This is a genomic window from Ferrimonas senticii DSM 18821, from assembly GCF_000422665.1.
In the GTDB taxonomy this organism is placed as follows: domain Bacteria; phylum Pseudomonadota; class Gammaproteobacteria; order Enterobacterales; family Shewanellaceae; genus Ferrimonas; species Ferrimonas senticii.
Map to the genome: position 1 here is coordinate 118,743 of NZ_AUGM01000012.1, position 18,909 is coordinate 137,651.

19 protein-coding genes and 1 tRNA gene are annotated in these 18,909 nt (G+C 55.0%); 10 read left to right on the forward strand and 10 right to left on the reverse strand.

What is annotated here, in order from left to right; translation table 11 throughout:
* Positions 1-200: 200 nt before the first annotated feature.
* Genes gpmI through G506_RS19345 form a run of 4 tightly spaced genes read left to right on the forward strand, consistent with a single transcriptional unit; the run spans position 201 to position 4,822 of the window.
* Positions 201-1,733 carry a 2,3-bisphosphoglycerate-independent phosphoglycerate mutase gene (gene gpmI, locus G506_RS0109195; RefSeq protein ID WP_028116612.1) on the forward strand — a complete coding sequence of 511 codons (1,533 nt, stop codon included), beginning with the start codon at positions 201-203 and terminating at the stop codon, positions 1,731-1,733.
* Positions 1,733-2,878: a murein hydrolase activator EnvC family protein gene (locus G506_RS0109200; protein ID WP_035387197.1), complete on the forward strand. Its 1,146-nt coding sequence runs from the start codon at positions 1,733-1,735 to the stop codon at positions 2,876-2,878. Before gpmI ends, G506_RS0109200 begins: the two co-directional genes overlap by 1 nt.
* A 41-nt stretch (positions 2,879-2,919) precedes the next feature.
* The gene (locus tag G506_RS19340; RefSeq protein WP_156904855.1) at positions 2,920-4,110 is read left to right on the forward strand and encodes a S41 family peptidase; all 1,191 of its coding nucleotides are present in this window, start codon (positions 2,920-2,922) and stop codon (positions 4,108-4,110) included.
* Positions 4,064-4,822 carry a divergent polysaccharide deacetylase family protein gene (locus G506_RS19345; protein WP_084631281.1) on the forward strand — a complete coding sequence of 253 codons (759 nt, stop codon included), beginning with the start codon at positions 4,064-4,066 and terminating at the stop codon, positions 4,820-4,822. The genes G506_RS19340 and G506_RS19345 overlap by 47 nt, the downstream gene beginning before the upstream one ends.
* Positions 4,823-5,036: 214 nt before the next feature.
* Here G506_RS19345 and G506_RS0109215 read toward each other — a convergent pair whose 3' ends face one another.
* The 5 genes from G506_RS0109215 to ftsY all read right to left on the reverse strand — a co-directional run bounded on the left by G506_RS0109215 (position 5,037) and on the right by ftsY (position 9,723).
* Entirely contained in the window at positions 5,037-5,282 is a 246-nt protein-coding gene (locus G506_RS0109215; RefSeq protein ID WP_028116614.1) for a hypothetical protein, read from the reverse strand.
* A 2-nt stretch (positions 5,283-5,284) separates the two neighbouring features.
* Positions 5,285-6,145, reverse strand: coding sequence for an RNA polymerase sigma factor RpoH (rpoH, locus tag G506_RS0109220; protein ID WP_028116615.1), 861 nt, complete (start codon positions 6,143-6,145; stop codon positions 5,285-5,287).
* Positions 6,146-6,307: 162 nt separating this feature from the next.
* Complete coding sequence (gene ftsX, locus G506_RS0109225; RefSeq protein ID WP_240473406.1) at positions 6,308-7,255, reverse strand: permease-like cell division protein FtsX; 948 nt, start codon at positions 7,253-7,255, stop codon at positions 6,308-6,310.
* Positions 7,252-7,920, reverse strand: coding sequence for a cell division ATP-binding protein FtsE (gene ftsE, locus G506_RS0109230; RefSeq protein ID WP_028116617.1), 669 nt, complete (start codon positions 7,918-7,920; stop codon positions 7,252-7,254). The genes ftsX and ftsE overlap by 4 nt, the downstream gene beginning before the upstream one ends.
* A 9-nt stretch (positions 7,921-7,929) precedes the next feature.
* The gene (gene ftsY, locus G506_RS0109235) at positions 7,930-9,723 is read right to left on the reverse strand and encodes a signal recognition particle-docking protein FtsY (RefSeq protein ID WP_028116618.1); all 1,794 of its coding nucleotides are present in this window, start codon (positions 9,721-9,723) and stop codon (positions 7,930-7,932) included.
* 113 nt (positions 9,724-9,836) lie between these two features.
* On the opposite strand from ftsY, the gene rsmD reads away from it, so the two are divergent.
* Positions 9,837-10,451, forward strand: a complete 615-nt coding sequence (gene rsmD / locus G506_RS0109240) for a 16S rRNA (guanine(966)-N(2))-methyltransferase RsmD (protein WP_028116619.1) — start codon at positions 9,837-9,839, stop codon at positions 10,449-10,451.
* A gap of 15 nt (positions 10,452-10,466) precedes the next feature.
* Positions 10,467-10,748 carry a hypothetical protein gene (locus G506_RS0109245; RefSeq protein WP_156904856.1) on the forward strand — a complete coding sequence of 94 codons (282 nt, stop codon included), beginning with the start codon at positions 10,467-10,469 and terminating at the stop codon, positions 10,746-10,748.
* Between the two features lie 66 nt (positions 10,749-10,814).
* On the opposite strand, the gene G506_RS0109250 is transcribed toward G506_RS0109245, so the two are convergent.
* The gene (locus G506_RS0109250; RefSeq protein WP_028116621.1) at positions 10,815-11,399 is read right to left on the reverse strand and encodes a YhgN family NAAT transporter; all 585 of its coding nucleotides are present in this window, start codon (positions 11,397-11,399) and stop codon (positions 10,815-10,817) included.
* Positions 11,400-11,505: 106 nt separating this feature from the next.
* Between G506_RS0109250 and G506_RS0109255 the strand changes: the two genes are divergently transcribed.
* Genes G506_RS0109255 through G506_RS0109265 form a run of 3 tightly spaced genes read left to right on the forward strand, consistent with a single transcriptional unit; the run spans position 11,506 to position 14,062 of the window.
* The gene (locus G506_RS0109255) at positions 11,506-12,675 is read left to right on the forward strand and encodes a cyclic di-GMP phosphodiesterase (RefSeq protein WP_028116622.1); all 1,170 of its coding nucleotides are present in this window, start codon (positions 11,506-11,508) and stop codon (positions 12,673-12,675) included.
* 4 nt (positions 12,676-12,679) lie between these two features.
* Complete coding sequence (locus G506_RS19350; RefSeq protein WP_051202024.1) at positions 12,680-13,465, forward strand: ZIP family metal transporter; 786 nt, start codon at positions 12,680-12,682, stop codon at positions 13,463-13,465.
* Positions 13,466-13,483: 18 nt separating this feature from the next.
* Positions 13,484-14,062 carry a lysophospholipid acyltransferase family protein gene (locus G506_RS0109265; protein WP_028116623.1) on the forward strand — a complete coding sequence of 193 codons (579 nt, stop codon included), beginning with the start codon at positions 13,484-13,486 and terminating at the stop codon, positions 14,060-14,062.
* Here G506_RS0109265 and G506_RS0109270 read toward each other — a convergent pair.
* Entirely contained in the window at positions 14,013-15,275 is a 1,263-nt protein-coding gene (locus G506_RS0109270; RefSeq protein ID WP_035387198.1) for a mechanosensitive ion channel family protein, read from the reverse strand. The two genes, G506_RS0109265 and G506_RS0109270, sit on opposite strands and share 50 nt — an antisense overlap.
* A gap of 170 nt (positions 15,276-15,445) precedes the next feature.
* Here G506_RS0109270 and mtnC point away from each other — a divergent pair, with 170 nt between their 5' ends.
* Positions 15,446-16,132, forward strand: coding sequence for an acireductone synthase (gene mtnC / locus G506_RS0109275; protein WP_028116625.1), 687 nt, complete (start codon positions 15,446-15,448; stop codon positions 16,130-16,132).
* Here the strand turns inward: mtnC and G506_RS0109280 are convergent.
* The 3 genes from G506_RS0109280 to G506_RS0109290 all read right to left on the reverse strand — a co-directional run bounded on the left by G506_RS0109280 (position 16,113) and on the right by G506_RS0109290 (position 18,793).
* A complete protein-coding gene (locus G506_RS0109280; RefSeq protein WP_028116626.1) occupies positions 16,113-16,502 on the reverse strand; it encodes an acyl-CoA thioesterase in 390 nt (129 codons plus the stop codon). The two genes, mtnC and G506_RS0109280, sit on opposite strands and share 20 nt — an antisense overlap.
* A gap of 79 nt (positions 16,503-16,581) precedes the next feature.
* Complete coding sequence (locus tag G506_RS0109285; protein WP_051202027.1) at positions 16,582-18,348, reverse strand: AMP-dependent synthetase/ligase; 1,767 nt, start codon at positions 18,346-18,348, stop codon at positions 16,582-16,584.
* Positions 18,349-18,717: 369 nt separating this feature from the next.
* Positions 18,718-18,793: transfer RNA gene (locus G506_RS0109290), tRNA-His, on the reverse strand.
* Positions 18,794-18,909: the final 116 nt, after the last annotated feature.

An 18,909-nucleotide genomic window follows, 5' to 3' on the forward strand; every position in this document is an offset into this window, starting at 1 on the left:
TAGTATACCCAAACTTACCCAAAGCCCTAGCCCTAGCGGTTTAGCCAGCCGATGAAATGCCAGTAATCGCACATTTGCTGGCTTGCAGCGCCATCCAGATTGGTTGATAACTGGAGCCCAAAAGCCCAGCCGTTTACACTAGAGCGACACCCACTTCCCGGCCATTAAGGCCAAAAATTAGAGTTGCCCAAGGACTTACCATGACCAGCAAAAAGAAAACCCTAGCGCTGCTGATCCTCGATGGTTGGGGCTATCGCGCTCACAGTGCCGATAACGCCATCACCACTGCCCGCACCCCCAATCTGGATCGGCTGTGGACTGAGGCCGCCAGCGGTTTAATCTCCGGTTCGGGCCTTGATGTGGGGCTGCCGGATGGGCAGATGGGCAACTCGGAAGTGGGTCACATCAATATCGGTGCCGGCCGAGTGGTCTATCAAGAACTGACCCGCATCGGCAAAACGATTAACGACGGCGAATTTGACCATAACCCGGCCTTAGTGGCGGCCATTGATGGCGCCATCGCCAACAACGGCGCAGTCCACATTATGGGGCTGCTATCCCCAGGCGGGGTGCATAGCCATCAAGATCATCTGCAAGCGATGGTAAAACTGGCAGTAGCTAAAGGCGCCAAACAAGTGGTGCTGCACGGCTTCCTTGATGGTCGTGATACCCCACCACGCAGCGCCGATGGCTATCTGGCGGAATTCGACCAACTGTTTGCCGAACTGGGTCAAGGTCAGTTTGGCTCGATTGTCGGTCGCTACTACGCCATGGATCGCGACAACCGCTGGGATCGCGTCGAAAAAGCCTATCAACTGTTGACTGAAGCCAAAGGCCAGTACCACTACGACAGTGCCCGCGAAGCACTGGCCGCCGCTTATCAACGGGATGAGAACGACGAATTTGTGGCGCCATCGGTGATTGGCCAAGCCGTGCCGATCAACGATGGCGATGCGCTGATCTTTATGAACTTCCGTGCTGACCGCGCCCGGCAACTGACCCGCGCTTTCGTCGACGCCGATTTTAACGGTTTTGCTCGCGCCAAGACGCCTAAGCTGGCGTCGATGGTGATGCTGACCCAATACGCCGCCGACATCGACACCGCCTGTGCCTTCCCACCAAGCGCATTAACCAACACCTTGGGCGAAGTATTGGCCAATGAGGGCAAAACCCAGCTGCGGATCAGCGAGACCGAGAAATACGCCCACGTTACCTTCTTCTTTAACGGCGGCGTAGAAACCGAATTTGCCGGCGAGCAGCGCACCCTGATCAACTCGCCGAAAGTCGCCACTTACGATTTGGCACCAGCGATGAGCAGCGCCGAGCTGACTAACAGCCTGATCGATGCCATCGACAGTGGCGAATTTGACGTGATCATCTGCAACTACCCCAACGGCGATATGGTCGGTCATACGGGGGTATTCGACGCGGCGGTGGCCGCCTGTGAAGCGGTTGATGACTGTGTTGGCAAGGTAGTTGCGGCGCTTGCGCGCAATGGCGGCGAGTGCATCATCACCGCCGATCACGGCAACGCCGAGCAGATGACCGACGCCAGCACCGGTCAAGCGCACACCGCCCACACCAGTGAGCCGGTGCCGTTTATCTACGTCGGCCGCGAGGCCGAGGTGCGCCAGGGTGGGGTGCTGTCCGACATCGCCCCAACCATGCTAACCCTGCTTGGCAGCCCGATCCCGGCAGAGATGACCGGCCGCAGCTTGGTAACCTTGAAATAATGCCAACATACCGCTGGGTTAACCCACTTGTCGCCGCGCTGCTGTCCAGCGCGGTGGCCGTCGCCATGCCGGTCGCGGCCGACGACGTTGAGCAGCAGCAACGGCAACTGGATAAGATCACCGAACAGATCAAACGCCAGCAATCGGCGCTATCCAAAGGCCAAGTGAATCGCGATAAGCAGCTCAAAGCGCTGCGTAAGTCGGAAAAAGCGGTCAGCAATAGCACCCAACAACTGCGTGATAGCAACCGCCAGTTGCAGCAAGCGGAAACCAAGCTTAAACAACTGCAACAGCAGCAAACCGCGCTCGAAAAGCAACGCCAGCAAGAGCAACAACAGTTAGCACAACAGCTGCGCGGCGCCTTTATGAGTGGCAACAGCGACAGTGGCGCACTGCTGCTCGGTGGCGATAATCCAGCGGATCTGGATCGGATGCTGGTGTACTACCAGTACCTTAATGATGCTCGCATCGGTGCCATCGACAAGGTCAAAGCCACTGAAGCGCAACTGCAACAGGTCGCGCAGCAGCAACAGCAAGTGCGCGACCAGCAAGCGGCGTTGGTACAACAACAGCAACGGCAGCAGCAGCAACTCAAGCGGGATCTCGACCAACGCCAGTTGGCGCTGGATGATCTGCAGCAACAACTACAGCAACAGCAGCGGCAATTGGCGCAGTTGCAAGGCAACCGCGACACCTTGGCCGCCGCCATCGATCAAGCGCTGCAACTGCTGCAGCGCAACAATAACTATCCCGGCCTAAAAGCCAATGGCAGCCAACCGTGGCCGCTAAGCGCCCGCATCAGCAAAGCGTTCGGCAGTCATCGCCAAGGGCAACTCACTTGGAATGGCTGGTTGATGGCAGCCCCGGCCGGCCGAGAAGTGCAAGCGATTGCCGACGGTCAGGTGATCTTTGCCGATTGGCTGCGCGGTTACGGCTTGGTGGTGGTGGTTGATCATGGCGAGGAGTTCCTCAGCCTCTATGGCCACGCCCAAGCGCTGTTGAAGCAGGTCGGCGATCCGGTCTCCGGTGGCGAAGTGCTGGCGTTATCAGGCAATTCCGGCGGGGTTGAGCAACCTGGTCTATATTTTGAAATTCGCCATCGCGGACGCGCAGTCGATCCCAAACGCTATCTAAGCAAAAGCTAGGGAGGGTGCCGCAACGGCGCAAGATCAGCTCGGAGAACGACATGAAGCGATTGTCATCCCTGCTGGTCGGCATTCTGTTGTGGTGTCCATCCGTTTGGGCCACGCAGAACCTTCAAACGGAGTTGACAGCGCCGACGTCGGAGCAAACCCAACAACTGCTTAATTCGGTTCAACGACTTATCGACAGCCATTATGTTGATGAAGTTGACCGCCAGCGACTGCTGGAAGGTGCCTTGAAAGGGATGCTGGAACAGCTCGATCCTCACTCCAGTTACCTGAGCCCACAAACCCTAAGTCTGATGCGCGAAAACAACCGCGGCCACTACTACGGCTATGGCCTTGAGGTCGCGGTCGAGGATCAGCAGATCCGCGTGGTAACGCCGCTGGCGGGATCGTCCGCCGCTGCCGCTGGGGTATTGCCCGGCGACGTGCTGCTGCAGGTCGATGATCTGATTGCCACTCCGGCCAATTTAGAGCCATTAATCGCCTACATTAAACAGTCCAGCCGCAACGACCACACGGTGCAATTGCAACTGCAGCGGGAGACCATGACGGAGCCACTGTTGTTGTCAGTCGCGCCATCAACTATCGACATTCAAACCAGCCACAGCGAACTGCTCGATCCGCAGATTGGCTACCTTAAAATCCACGCGTTCAACCAGCGCACCGCCGCCGAGGTTCGCAGCGCCGCCCGCGCCTTTGCCGAACAACCGCTGCAAGGGTTGGTGCTGGATCTGCGCAATAATCCCGGTGGCTTGTTAAATGCCGCGGTGCAGATCGTCGATATGTTTATGGAGGAGGGCTTAATCGTTTCAACCCATGGCCGCAGTTATGATGCCGACAACGACTTTTACGCCAGCGGCTATGCGCTGTTTCCGCAACTTCCGGTCGCCATCCTGATCAATCAAGGCAGCGCCAGCGCCGCGGAAATTGTCGCCGGCGCCCTGCAAGATCACGGCCGTGCCACCTTGGTCGGTCAACGCAGTTACGGCAAAGGCACGGTGCAAAGCTTGATCCCACTGATGGGACAACGCGGCGCCATTAAGCTCACCACCGCTCGCTATGCCACCCCCAATGGCACCTTTATCGATAAGGTCGGCATCGCCCCTGATGTCACAGTGACGTTTGCGCCGGATCCAGATAACGCTATAGTGGCCGATTCAATTGCTCAAAATCGATGGACCAATGATCCGCAACTGCTGGCCGCTTACCAACTGCTTTCCGATCCTTAAGCTGCAGCGCTGCCGTGCCGCGCTATTGTTGCTCGCGGCGCTGTCGACGCCGGTCAGTGCTGCTAAGTTAGCCTTGATTATCGATGATGTCGGCGAGCGCCACGGCGATGAGATCACCTTAACCCTGCCGCAACCGGTGACCTTGGCGTTTCTGCCCTACAGCCGCCAAGGTCGTCAATTGGCGATCGCCGCGTGGCGGCAGCAGCGAGAGATCATGCTGCATCTGCCGATGGCCACCTTAGGTCCGAAAAATCCTGGCCCCTACCCCATCACCGCCGAACTGGATAAGTGGCAGGTGCAGTATCGAGTCAAAAAAGCGTTAGCCGACATTCCGTTTGTAAGCGGGGTTAATAACCATATGGGCAGTGCGGTAACCCCAGATGCCGAGCGCATGGACTGGGTGATGGAGGAACTGGCGAAACAGCAGCTGTACTTTGTCGACAGCTTTACCATCGCCTCCAGTGTCGCCCAACAACGGGCGCAGCAGCACGGTATCGCCACTACCAAGCGTCAGGTATTTCTCGATCCCGCCCGCGGCGGTGAGGTGTTAGCCGAGCAATGGCAACGGGCTCTGGCGATCGCCAAAGCACAAGGTCAAGTGGTGGTGATCGGTCACCCTTACCCTGACACCATGACTTTTTTGCAGCAGCAACTGCCGCTGTTGGCGGAGCAACAGATCGAATTGGTGCCAGTGAGTCAACTCGTGCAGTAACGGGAGGGGAAGTGATCAGTGAAGGGTGATCAGTGTTTAATTATCAGTTAGCAGAAAGAGCGCCAGAACTCCCGCGCTTTCCGACAACTGACAACTGACAACTGACAACTGACAACTGACAACTGACAACTGACAACTGACAACTGACAACTGACAACTGACAACCAGTAGCTAATAACTGATCACTGCTAGCTAACAACTACGAGCGGCGCTGTTAGCAGCTGGTTTGTTGTTCCAGCTCGGTCAGGATCTTCAGTGCCGCCGCATCGCCTTGACCGCAGATCCAGTCGCAGGCTTTAAAATCACTGCACACCTTGGGCCGTTCCGGTTTACCAAAGATCGCGCAGAGGTTATCGGCATTCAGATGCTTGCAGCGCTCTCCGGCGGGTTTGTTAAGCGACGAGATCGACGGCGCAATGCAGCAAGCACCACAGCCTAAGCGGCATTCGGTAACGCTCACGGTTAGCCTTCCATCGCTGCTTTGAGCTTCTTGATGGCGTTCTTTTCCAACTGACGAATGCGCTCGGCAGAGACACCATATTTGTCCGCCAACTCGTGCAAGGTCTGCTTTTCCTCATCCAACCAACGGGCTTTAAGGATGTCGCGGGCACGTTCATCTAAGGTGTTCATCGCGGCGGTTAAGCGGCGCTGTGATTGGTCTTCCCAATCTTCCGCTTCGATCACCTCGGCGTGATTTGAACCGCTGTCTTCCAAGTACAACGCAGGTGCGTAGCTGCTTTCGTCATCGTCACTGTCTGGCCCCAGATCAAACGCGGCGTCTTGGGCCGACAAGCGCGCTTCCATCTCCATCACCTCTTTCGGGGTTACCCCCAGTTCATCGGCAACGGTGTTGACCTCTTCGTTGGAGAACCAACCGAGACGTTTCTTGGACTTACGAAGATTAAAGAACAGTTTGCGCTGCGCTTTGGTGGTGGCGACCTTAACGATGCGCCAGTTTTTCAAAACGTATTCGTGGATTTCCGCTTTGATCCAGTGCACCGCGAACGACACCAAACGAACACCGACGTCCGGATCAAAGCGTTTGACCGCCTTCATCAGACCGATGTTGCCCTCTTGGATTAAGTCCGCCTGTGGCAAGCCGTAGCCAGAGTAGCCACGGGCGATATGCACCACAAAACGCAGGTGGGCCATGATCAATTGCTTGGCACAATCGATATCGCCATTGGCGACTTGGCGAGCGAGGTATTGCTCCTCCTCCACCGACAGCATCGGAATGGAGTTGACCGCCTGGATATAACTTTCCAGACTGCCATGTCCTTGCGGGACAACCATCAATGCCATATTCGGCTGGGACGTGCTCATCTAATACCTCAACTTCGTGCAAGGGCAGAAGTCTACCAAACCACCAACGGCAAGTTAACCGTAGACCCTTGCAATAACCAAAGCCGCACCTTAAAGCAGCACCGTCACTGCGGCAATTTTAACGCGGTAACAAACCGTGTGACGCGCTGGCAGCAAGCGCCATCAACTTGGTTCGATATCTCGCAGATGACGACGCACCGACAAGTAAGCCCCAAGCCAACCCAGAGAGCAAGAGCACAGAAACAGTAACCACACTTGGTCACCATTCAGTCCCTGCAGTCGCAGTTGACTGTCATACAAGCTAAGCAGTTGCGCCATCGCCCCATCCAGCCACAGCAGTAAGCCGTTAACCAGCACCAATGCTAACATTGCCGAGATCAGCCCCAACCACACGCCGCTGTACAGGAACGGCCGCCGGATAAAGGCTTCGGTTGCCCCCACCAACTTCATCACCTTGATCTCGTTAAAGCGCTGCATAATGCCAAGGCGAATGGTATTGGCGGTGATCAGCACCACCGCCAGCACCAGCAGGGCGCTTAAGGCGCTACCGGCGCTGCGTACCGTTGCCGACAGTGCTTGCAACCGTTCGATCCAATCCAGATCCAACCGTGCTAGCTCAACCTCTGGCATCGCTTGCAGTTGCCGTTGCAACGCTTTTGCCCCCTCACCAGTACGGTATTGCAGCGATGGCAGCACTTTGATTACCGCCGGTAGCGGGTTGTCATCCAGATAATCCAAGGCTTTGCCAAAGTGGCTGTTGGCTTGGAATTCCGCCAGAGACTGCTGCGCCGATTGGAACTGCAACGAGCCCACTTCCGGCATCCCTTTGAGGGTGGCCAGCAAGCGCTGCTGGCTTTGCTCTGACAATTTCGGATTTAAAAACAGATTGATCTCGGCACTGTCGTGCCATTGCTGTTCAACCTTAACGGCACTGTTGGACAACGCCAGCAACAGGGTTGGCAAACTTAAGCTAAACCCCAATACCAACATGGTCATTAACGAGGTCAGCGGCGTCCGCCACAGCTCGCCCAAACTGGCAACTAACTGCTTCAGGTGCTGCGCAAAAAAGCCACGGATCCGTTGCCCTAACCCCAGTTTACTGCGGCTCATGCTGCCCCCTTGGAACATTGCATCTGGCCGTTCGCCAAGGTGAAAGTCGGGTAATGCATCCGCTCAATCAATCCGAGATCGTGGGTGGCGATCAACACCGTAGTGCCGGCACGATTGAAGGTTTCAAACAGCCGGAAGATCTCCATCGACAGCTTGGGATCCAAATTACCGGTCGGTTCATCCGCCAGTAACAGTGGTGGCCGCGCCACCACCGCCCGAGCGATCCCCACCCGTTGCTGTTCGCCACCAGAGAGCTGCATTGGCGCGAAGCCAACCTTATCGGCTAAGCCCACCATATCCAGCGCCGCTGCCACCCGCTTATGGATCTCTCGTTCGGCAAAGCCCTCGATCACCAATGGCAGCGCGACATTGTCGAACACACTGCGATCCATCAGCAGGTTGTGATCCTGAAAGATGATGCCGATATCGCGTCGCAAGTACGGCACTTGGCCACGTTTCAGCTGGCCAACATCTTGCTGGTTCACCACCACCTTGCCGAGAGTGGGCCGTTCAATGGCGGTGATCAGTTTCAGCAGGGTACTTTTGCCGGCACCACTGTGACCGGTTAAAAAGGCCATTTGCCCCGATTGCAGATGAAAGTCGACGCCATTAAGGGCGGTCTGGCCTCCAGAGTAGATCTTGGTAACCTGCTCGAAACGGATCATGGTGTGAGGTTATTCCTGTTCGCTAAATAGGGCGTTAATAAAGCTGTCAGCATCAAACGGACGCAGATCATCGATGCCTTCACCGACACCAATGTAACGTACTGGGATCTTAAACTTATCGGCAAGCGCAAAAATTACGCCACCCTTAGCGGTACCATCCAGCTTGGTCAGGGTCAGACCGGTTAGCCCAACCGCGTCGTTAAACAGTTGCGCTTGGCTGATGGCGTTCTGACCGGTAGAGGCATCCAAAGTCAGCATCACTTCATGTGGGGCCTTAACGTCGAGCTTCTTCATCACCCGTACGATCTTCTTCAGTTCTTCCATTAGATGGGCTTTGTTCTGCAGACGACCGGCGGTATCGGCGATCAGCACATCAACATTACGGGCTTTGGCCGCTTGCAGCGCATCAAACAATACCGAAGCGCTGTCAGCACCGGTGTGCTGGGCGATCACCGGGATCTGGTTACGCTCGCCCCACACTTGCAACTGCTCGACAGCTGCAGCACGGAAGGTATCCCCCGCCGCCAGCATCACTTTCTTGCCTTGGGCTTGATACTGCTTCGCCAGCTTGCCGATGGTGGTGGTCTTACCAACGCCATTCACGCCAACCATCAGGATCACCATTGGCCCATCTTGGTTGTCGATCACCAGCGGTTGGTTAACCGGCTCTAGGGTGTTGGCCAGTTCCTGACGCAGATGCGCAAACAGCGCATCAGAATCTTTCAGCTCACCAAATTCGGCGCGCTTGGTCAGGCTGTTGATGATCCGGGTGGTGGTTTCTACGCCAACGTCTGCCAACAGCAGTTGAGTTTCCAGCTCTTCAAACAGCTCATCGTCGATCTTCTTGCCTTTAAACAGCGCAACAAAGCCACCACCAATGTTGGCGCTGGTACGGCGCAGACCGGCTTTCAAACGAGCAAAGAAACCTTGCTTTGGCTGCTCGGCGGCTTTCGCCGCTTCGTCAGCCAGACGCTGCGCTTCGGCTTCTTCAGCCAAACGCTGGGCTTCGGCCTCTTCAGCCAAACGCTGAGCTTCCGCCTCTTCGGCCAAACGCTGGGCTTCGGCCTCTGCCGCCAAACGCTGAGCTTCTGCCTCTGCAGCCTGACGCTGAGCTTCTGCCTCTGCCGCCTGACGCTGAGCTTCCGCTTCTGCCGCCTGACGCTGGGCTTCGGCCTCTGCCGCCAGACGCTGGGCTTCCGCCTCTTCAGCCAAACGCTGCGCTTCCGCCTCTGCCGCCTGACGCTGTGCTTCTGCCTCTGCCGCCTGACGCTGAGCTTCCGCTTCTGCCGCTTGACGCTGGGCTTCTGCCTCTGCCGCCAAACGCTGGGCTTCGGCCTCTGCCGCCTGATGCTGGGCTTCGGCCTCTGCAGCCTGACGCTGGGCTTCTGCCTCTGCAGCCTGACGCTGAGCTTCCGCCTCTGCCGCCTGACGCTGAGCTTCCGCCTCTGCCGCCTGACGCTGAGCTTCCGCCTCTGCCGCCTGACGCTGAGCTTCCGCTTCTGCCGCTTGACGCTGGGCTTCGGCCTCTTCAGCCAAACGCTGAGCTTCCGCCTCCGCTGCCAAACGCTGAGCTTCGGCTTCTGCAGCCAGACGCTGAGCTTCGGCTTCTGCAGCCAGACGCTGAGCTTCTGCCTCTGCCGCCTGACGCTGGGCTTCGGCCTCTTCAGCCAGACGTTGTGCTTCCGCCTCTGCCGCTAAACGCTGCTGCTCTGCCTGTTGTGCTGCTTGTTCGGCAGCGTCATTTTGCTCTGGCTTATCTTCGTTTTTATTGCGACGAAACCAGGAGAAAAAGCCTTTGGCCATCTTTTTGATCCTTTCCACCGTGAGAGCCACCGCATTGGCTCCCACCCTGCTAAAATAGCGAATTTTTCTGGGGCGATAGTCTACCCAGAAACCGAATAAAATCCGAGGTCAGCATGGCGAGAGTGCGCCGTTCAACAACTAAAAGCAGCGGCTCTGCCAATCAGGGCAGCGGCCAAATCCGCATTATCGCCGGTCAATGGCGAGGCAAACGGCTACCGGTCGCCAATGTTGAGGGGTTGCGTCCGACCACCGATCGGGTTCGAGAAACGCTATTTAATTGGCTAATGGGTGAGATTGACGGCGCTAAGGTGCTCGATTGCTTTAGCGGCAGCGGTGCCTTGGGGCTAGAAGCGTTGTCCCGTTATGCCGAGCAAGCGACGTTGCTGGAACTGGATAAAAGCGCCGCCAAACAACTGGAGCGCAACCTGCATGAACTAAAAACCGCCAATGGTCAGGTGATCCAAGGCGACTCTTTGGCTTATCTGCAACGCCCCGCCCAACAACGTTACGATGTGGTGTTTGTCGATCCGCCATTTCGAAAAGACTTGTACGCCGCCACTATCGACGCCCTAGAGCAGCAAGGGCATCTCGCCGCCAACGGCTGGATCTACATCGAATCGGAAGCGGAACTGGCGACCCTGCCGGTGCCAACCAGTTGGCAGTTGTACCGCGAAAAGAAAACCGGTCAGGTGATCAGTCGCCTGTATCGACGAGAAGCAAACTCATAGGTCACAACCAAGACGATGAAAAACCTATTTTTCCTGAGTAAGTGCATGATGTTCAGCCTGTGGCTGATCTTCGGCATCAACGCCATCTGGCATTTCCCAGCACCGTACTATCAACTGACGGTGCTGCTGTTCCAAGTTACCGTGATCGGTCACATCGCCTGCTGCGCCGGCTTCCGCCTGCGCCAAGGTAAACCGGTGCCATGGCTGGGTTATCAAGACATTTTGCTGTTTGGGGTGTTCGCCATCATGGCGTGGAATTGGCAAAGCAAACAACAGCCGGAATCGAACTCAGAGTAAGTTCCACCATGCACAAGGCCGCGCCCATTATCAAAAAGAGGCGCGGCCTTGTTGTTTCTGGGGGCACTACTTTAAGTAAGCGGCCACGCCATCGAGGAACATCTGCACCGACAGCATCACCAATACCATCCCCATTAAGCGTTCAACGGCAATCAGACCTCGTTCACCCAGGATCCGATGGCAAATACCAGACGACAGCAAGATTAGGCTACTGACAGCCCAAGCCGCGACCAACGCGATAGTCCAATCGGTCATCCTGGTCGGATCCGAATGCGACAGCAGTAATAACGCCGCCAACACCGATGGCCCGGCAATCAGTGGGATCGCTAACGGCACCACAAACGGCTCTTGGCCGGCGTCGTGATTTAAGGTTCCCCCTGGGCTTGGGAATATCATCTTAATCGCGATCAAAAACAGGATGATGCCACCGGCGATCGACACACTTTCGGTGCGCAGGTTAAGGAAGTTTAAGATCGCTTCACCGGTAAACAGAAACAGCATCATGATCGCCAACGCGAACACCAGCTCACGAACCAATACCGCACGCCGGCGTTTCGGTTCCACATGGCGCAGCACCGACATAAAGATCGGCAGATTACCCAGCGGATCCATAATCAAAAACAGCATCACTGCTGCGGAAAAGGTATCCATCTTGCTCTCCCACAAGAATTAATATTGTTTTTTGTTGGATGACATCAACGTAAAAATCGGCGCTTTCAGGTTTACTACAGCTAACCGCTTAACCCGCTTTGCATTGATGATCCAAACCATTCCCCTGCGCCAACTCACCATTGGCATGTATATCGTCGAAATCCCTGGCCACCCGCAATTGAGCGTGCGTCAGCAAGGGGTAATTCGCAGCCCGCAGGTATTGCGACTGTTACAACAGCAAGGGGTTGCTTCGGTGATGGTCGATTTTGACCGCTCTTCCGCGACATTGCATCCCCAACCCGGTACCAATAATCAATCGCAAGCGACATCAGTAACCAAAACCAATGCTGCCAACTTCAGCGAAGAGTTGCCGCGAGCGCAAAAACTCTATAACCAAGCGCGTAAATTGCAGCAGCGCACCATGGAAAATTTACTCCATGGTGATGGCATCGATCTGCAGGCGATAGATAAAACCGCCGAAGCCTTTATCGATAGCATCTTTCGCAATGCCGATGCCTTGGGCTGTTTACGGTTATTGCGCGACAAAGATGAGTACCTGCTGGAACACTCCATCGGCGTAACCATCTTGATGGTGATGTTCGCCAAGCACCTGCAGATCAGCGGCCAACAGCTGCACGACTTGTGCGTTGGCGCACTGTTGCACGACGTTGGCAAAATTCGGGTGCCAGACAAGGTTTTGCAAAAGCCAGGCAAACTGTCTGATGCCGAGTTCGTGATTATGAAATCCCACGCCATGTACAGCCGGGAGATCATGAACCAAACCGAAGGATTAAGCCCAATCGCCCGCGAAGTGGCTGCCCAACACCATGAAAAATTGGATGGCAGTGGTTATCCGATGGGACTGAAAGGGGATCAGATCAGCCATTATGGGCGGATGATCGCCATCTGCGATATCTACGATGCCTTAACGGCCGATCGGGTATACCGGCCGGGAATGCTGCCAATCCAAGCGCTTAAAATCCTCGCCTCAATGGCACCACATCATCTGGATGAGCAGTTATTGCGGCAATTTATTCACTGCGTTGGGCTATACCCGCCGGGCAGTTTTGTTGAACTCGCCAGTGGCCACTTGGCACTGGTTTTGGAAAGCAATAGTAATCCGCTGTTGCCGATGGTTAAGGTTATCTACAATGTCCGCACCAATGAGCGGGTGATGCACGAACAGATCGATCTTGCCGGCCCCTACAATCGCGACAAAATTGTCCGCGCGGTAAAACTGGACGATTATCGCCTCGACCCTAAGGATTACCTGTAAGCCGATGCACTATTTAATTGCCAGCATATTGGTTTTAGCCTTTGGCCCACTGCTTTACCACGGTCTGCGGCAACGACCGCGATTTCTGCACGGCATCACCGCCTTTGTGTTGGTGGCGCTGGGTGGATTGGTGTTGTTTGATATCCTACCGCACCTTTGGCAACAAGCAGGCTGGTTGATGCTGCCGTTTGTGTTGTTGGGGATCGCCGGCCCGACCCTGATGGAAAAGCTGTTTCATCGTAGCTCGGCGGTTACCCATAACCTGACCCTGCTGCTGGGGTTAACCGGACTGTTACTACACACCGTCACCGATGGCGGCGCGATTGCGCTGGCCAATGCCCACAACGACGGCATGCTGGCGCTCGGGGTGGTACTGCACCGACTACCTGCAGGTTTGGCGATCTGGTGGTTGCTGCGACCGGCGTTTGGGCGAATGGTGGCAGCGATTGTGCTGGGACTGATGATGCTACTGACGGTGGTAGGCTACGTCGCTGAACATGAACTGGAACACCTATTTGCCGCCGAACAGCTGTTGTGGCTGCAAGCCTTTGTCACCGGCTCAATCATGCATGTGCTGCTGCATCGTCCTCATGAACACCATCATTCGCATGATCACGACCATCAACATCACCACAGCCATGCCGCGCTCAGCAGTGGCCACTACATCGGTGCCGCGGTGGGTGTGCTATTTTTGTCTTCAATGATGTTGTTTTTTGGGCACAATCACGGTGCAGAGCATGATCATCAACCGCAACTGGACAGCCACGGTCATCAAGACCACCAGCATTGATCAGCGGCGGCAGTGGCGATGATCAGCCGTCTGTGCGGCGCCATCTTAAAACTGAGCGGATGGCGCATCGAGGGGCAACTGCCGGCAGTCGATAAATACGTGGTGATTGCCGCGCCCCACACCAGCAACTGGGACTTTGTGATTGGTATCATCGCCAAGGGCTATCTGCGGTTACCGGCACGCTTTATTGGTAAACACCAACTGTTTCGGCCGCCATTTGGCTGGCTATTTCGCGCCCTTGGTGGCCGCCCAGTGGTGCGCACCCACGCCAACAATCTGGTTGCCACCATCGCCGAGTTGTTCCAGCAAGAATCCCAGTTCGTGATGGCGTTGTCGCCAGAAGGAACCCGTGCCCCGGTGACGCGCTGGAAAACCGGCTTTTATCATATTGCCCAGCAAGCGCGGGTGCCGATCCTGCCGGTGGCGTTCGACTTCCGTCATCGCCGCATTGTGCTCGGCCAACCGTTAACTCCGGGCTTCAGCAAAGCCGCCGATATCGCTCAGCTACTGGCCTTTTTCCGCCAATATCGCGGCCGTTTTCCTCAACCTATTCCCCACTACCGCGAAGATTCAACGCGCGCAGATCAGCCCCGGTAGGTAACTGCATCGCCCGCAGATCGAACTGCGGCAAGATAGCCAGTAGGTGATCAAACAGATCGCTTTGCAGTGCCTCATATTCCACCCAGCGGGTGTCATTGCAAAAACAGTACACCTCAAGCGGCACCCCATGTTCTGAGGGCGCAAGCTGCCGTACCAGTAACGTCAGATCCTGGCGAACCTTGCTGCTCTGTTGTAGATAAGCGACAAGATAGGCGCGCAAGCAGCCAACATTGGTGATCCGGCGGCCATTCACTAGGTGCTCAAAGTCGGCGACCTTGGCATTGGCCTCGGCCAACTCCGGCAGTTTGCGTTGCAGATAAACTTTAAGCAGATTGATCCGCTGTAACTGGGTCAACAGATCACTATCGACAAAGCGAATGCTGTGTTGATCCAGATAGACCGCCCGCTTGATTCGACGGCCGCCACTCTCGGACATTCCACGCCAATTGCGAAAGGCATTCGACACCAGCGCATAAGCGGGGATCATGGTGATGGTTTTATCCCAGTTTTGCACTTTAACGGTGGTTAACGTCACCTCCAGCACTTCACCATCGGCACCGAAAGAGTCCATTTGAATCCAATCGCCGGGGCTAACCATCCGATTTATCGACAGTTGAATCCCGGCCACAAACCCCAAAATGGTATCGCGAAACACCAACAGCAACAGACCGGTGGCAACCCCTAAGCCTGACAGTAAGTAGGTCGGCGAACGATGCAACAGCACTGACACAATCAAGATCATCGCCACCAGTGCCAAGAACAGTTTGAGCAACTGCGACATACTTTGCAGCGGCAATCGGCGGCTCATCGGATGCTTAAGTGCGGCATCATAAATGCTGTCGATCACCGCATATACCAAGCTGACAAACATGGCGATCAGCCAGATCTGCAGCCCCTCATCGATCACTGCCAACAGCTTCGGCCACGGCGCTAACAACAGCGGCGTCCCCCAAGACAGCAAGGTGATCGGCACCAATCGCGCCAATTTGTCGAACAATCGATGCCGCTCCAGCCCATCCAACCAACGCCCCAACAATGGCTTCATCAACCGCTGGGCAATCCGCTGGAACAACGCTTTGGTAACCAAGTTGCTTAGCCACGCCAAAACAATCAGACCGACCATCAAGGTGGTCGCAATCAATGGGTGTTGTGGTGAGATAGTTACCCCAAAGGTTTCCATCCACTGGCTTAATTGCTGCTGAATCGACATCGACGCTGTCCTCCACAAGTCGGCTCTTGCAGCATAGAAAATCCCCCTCGCCAGAGCGACCGTATTTTCAACAAAAATAACCAATTTGCTGGCAAAAATTGCGCAACTTCAGTATTCCAGCAAAAGACCGCTGCTATGCTGATAACAGCAGGATTGCAAGGACGGAACAGATGGGAATTCAAGCGATTATTGTTGATACCGCCGGTACTACTACCGATTTCGGATTTATCAAAGAGGTGCTGTTTCAGTACTCCGCCGCCGCACTACCCGCTTTTATCGAAGGCCAGCAAAGCCGTTTTACCGTCGCCTCGCTCCTGCAAGATGTGCGGCGCTTAAGCCAACAGCCGCAGGCCACCAACGCCGAACTAACGACGCTACTGCAGCAATGGATTGCTGACGATAACAAAGCCACGCCATTGAAGACCCTACAGGGATTAATCTGGCAACAGGGCTATCTGCAAGGGGATTTTAAGGGCCATATCTATCCAGATGCGGCCGCCCAACTTAAGCGGTGGCAAGCTCAAGGCAAGCGGCTCTACAGCTACTCTTCCAGTTCCGCCGATGCCCAACAATTGCTATTTCGCTACAGCACCGAAGGCGATCTCAGCCCGCTGTTCTACGGCCACTTTGATACCAATATGGGGCAGAAAAAAACCGCCCAAGCGTACAAGAACATCCTCAACACCATCTCGTTGCGGCCACGACAAGTGCTGTTTATCTCGGACGATTTAGAAGAGCTCAACAGCGCGGCGGAAGTAGGCTTACAAACCGCGCTCATTCGCCGCGATCAATCAGGTTTTAGCGGCAAACATCCAGTTCATCGCGAATTCAGTACCATTACACTTGATGGTCAATAAGTTGCTGGCGAATGGCAGCGGGGATCGCGGCCGAACGTTGCTGCTGATAGTCAAAGTGCACCATCACCGCTGTGCCTTCAGCCACCACCTTATCCTGCTGTAGCGCCTGCTGCAGCACCTCAAATGAGCTGTTACCCAACTTAGCGATTTGAGTTAGCACCGTTACCGGTTGGCCATAATAGATCTGCCCTTTGAAATCGACCTGAATGCTGGCAAGGATTAGATTCCAGCGCTTAAGGTCCAACTGCGGCACAAACAGTTCAAAAATGGGGGTACGACCCTCCTCAAACCACACTGGCACCACGGTGTTATTGATGTGGCCAAGAGCGTCGGTTTCCATAAATCGCGGGGCAACAGTAAGCTCAAACATCGACTTTTCCTTGTTGTGTCATTGAGCTTGAAACTAACAAAAAAGGCTCCCCAAGGGAGCCTTTTGCCAGCAGCAACGATTAATCGTTACTGACCACTTTCTTATACATCGCTTCAATTTCAGCGGCGAAACGCTGGTTAATTACCTTACGGCGCAGCTTTAAGGTCGGAGTGATCTCGCCCATCTTCTGGCTGAACTCTCGGTTAACCAGAGTGAATTTCTTCACTTGCTCGTACTTGGCCAGTTCCCCTTGAACCGCTTTTAAACGCTCTTCAAACAACGCCTTAACCTTGGAGTTTTCCAACAGCTCCTTGGTGTCGTTGTACTGGATATCCGCTTCCCGAGCCCAGTGCTCTAGCGCTTGGAAGGCTGGCACAATCAACGCCGACACATAGTTACGAGAATCCGCGACAATGGCGATCTGCTCAACCAGCGGATCTCGGGCAACAATGCCTTCAACCCGCTGCGGTGCGATGTATTTACCATTAGAGGTTTTCATCAACTCTTTGATGCGATCGGTAATGATCAGGCGGCCTTCTTCGTCGAAACGACCACAATCACCGGTACGGAACCAACCATCTTCGGTAAAGGCTTCGGTGTTGGCATCGGGGCGGTTGTAATAGCCCTGCATCACGGTATCGCCCTTCACTTGGATCTCATCTTCCTCGGCCAAACGCACCTGTACATCAGGCAGTGGTGTGCCGTTAGTACCAATACCAATGTGACCCGGACGACTGGCGGTGATAGTCGCAACGGTTTCGGTCATGCCGTAGCCACACAGCACTGGCAAACCAACCGATTGGAAGAATTCATTCACTTTCGGATCAAGCGCGGCACCGCCGCAAGGCATCACTTTCAGGCGTCCACCCAACTGAGCACGGATCTTAGCTAGCACCATGCGATCAGCCACAATCCACTTAAAGGTACGGTATGGACCAAAGCGCATCTGCTTCTGGTCTTTCAAGAAGTGCTTGTAACCCTGACGTAATGCCCAATGGAACAGTTGCTGACGCTTGCTTGGCGCCTTGCTGACTTTGTCCATCACCGCTGAGTAGATCTTCTCGAACAAGCGCGGAACCGAACACATTGCATGCGGGCGGATCTCAGCCAACGCTTGCTGCACGGTAGCCGGATCGTTCAAGTACGCCACGGTACCGCCCTGGGTTAGACAGTACAGACTCCAGCAGCGCTCGAACACATGTGATAGCGGCAAAAAGGCCAGTGATACGTCGCCCTGATGGAATGGAATAAATTCACAGTGCTGGCGGATCGCCGAGGCAAAGTTACGGTGGCTCAGCATCACCCCTTTTGGCTCGCCAGTGGTACCAGAGGTGTAGATCAGGGTAAACAAGTCATCCAAGTGAACGTCTTCAATACGTTGCTCTAACTGACCATGCAATTCATGGTGATCACCATCCAACAACTCCTGCCAATGGTGAGTCGGTAAGGCTGCCTCACGCTTGCTAATGCCGTCATCCAACAGCACCAGATGTTGCAGACATGGACACAACGGCAGCAATTCCAGGGTTTTGTCGTACTGTTCATCACTGCCAATAAACAGCACTTTTGCTTCGCTGTCATTGATGATGTAGGCCGCTTGTTCGGCAGTATTAGTGGCATAGATCGGCACAGTTACCGCGCGGATCTGCGCGGATGCCACATCCGCAATCGCCCACTGAGCGCTGTTTTGCGCAAAGATAGCCAATTTATCTTGTACTGCAATATCCAACGCCAGCAGTGCCCGAGAAATGCCGTCAGCAAACTGATTAAACTGCTGCCAGCTGGCATCTAACCAACGGTTTTTCTCTTGAAAACGCAACGCTGGCGCTTCAGCCATCTGGGTCATCTGCTGACGCAACAGGGTCACTAGATGGTACTGCTCGAGTGGGGTCTTCAAGGGACTCTCCTACAATGGAATTCTATTTGGGCGTACAAGTGTTCCGCGTTATATCACGAATAGCGTTAGCTACCGAAAAATTTAGCGGCAATTGCGAGCCAGAGCGCACTGCCATCGAAAATAGTTCAGTTAACGGTAACCAACAGTAAATCCGTGCTGCAGCAACGTTCAAAACAGCATCCAGTTACCAAGGAAAGTGGTCGCTATCAATACCCCACAAAACTGGCCCTTAGCGCAGCTTAAGCCGCAGTGCGGCAAGGTTTTATAGCCCAGATACGACAAAGCCCCGTTCGTTAGAACGGGGCTTTGTCTGAATGATGGGGTGGCTAACGGGACTTGAACCCGCGACAACCGGAATCACAATCCGGGACTCTACCAACTGAGCTATAGCCACCAACGAAAATCGTTGAATGAAAAAGCCCGAATCTTTCGATTCGGGCTTTCTCTGAATAAGTGTCTGACGATGACCTACTCTCACATGGGAACTCCCACACTACCATCGGCGCAACT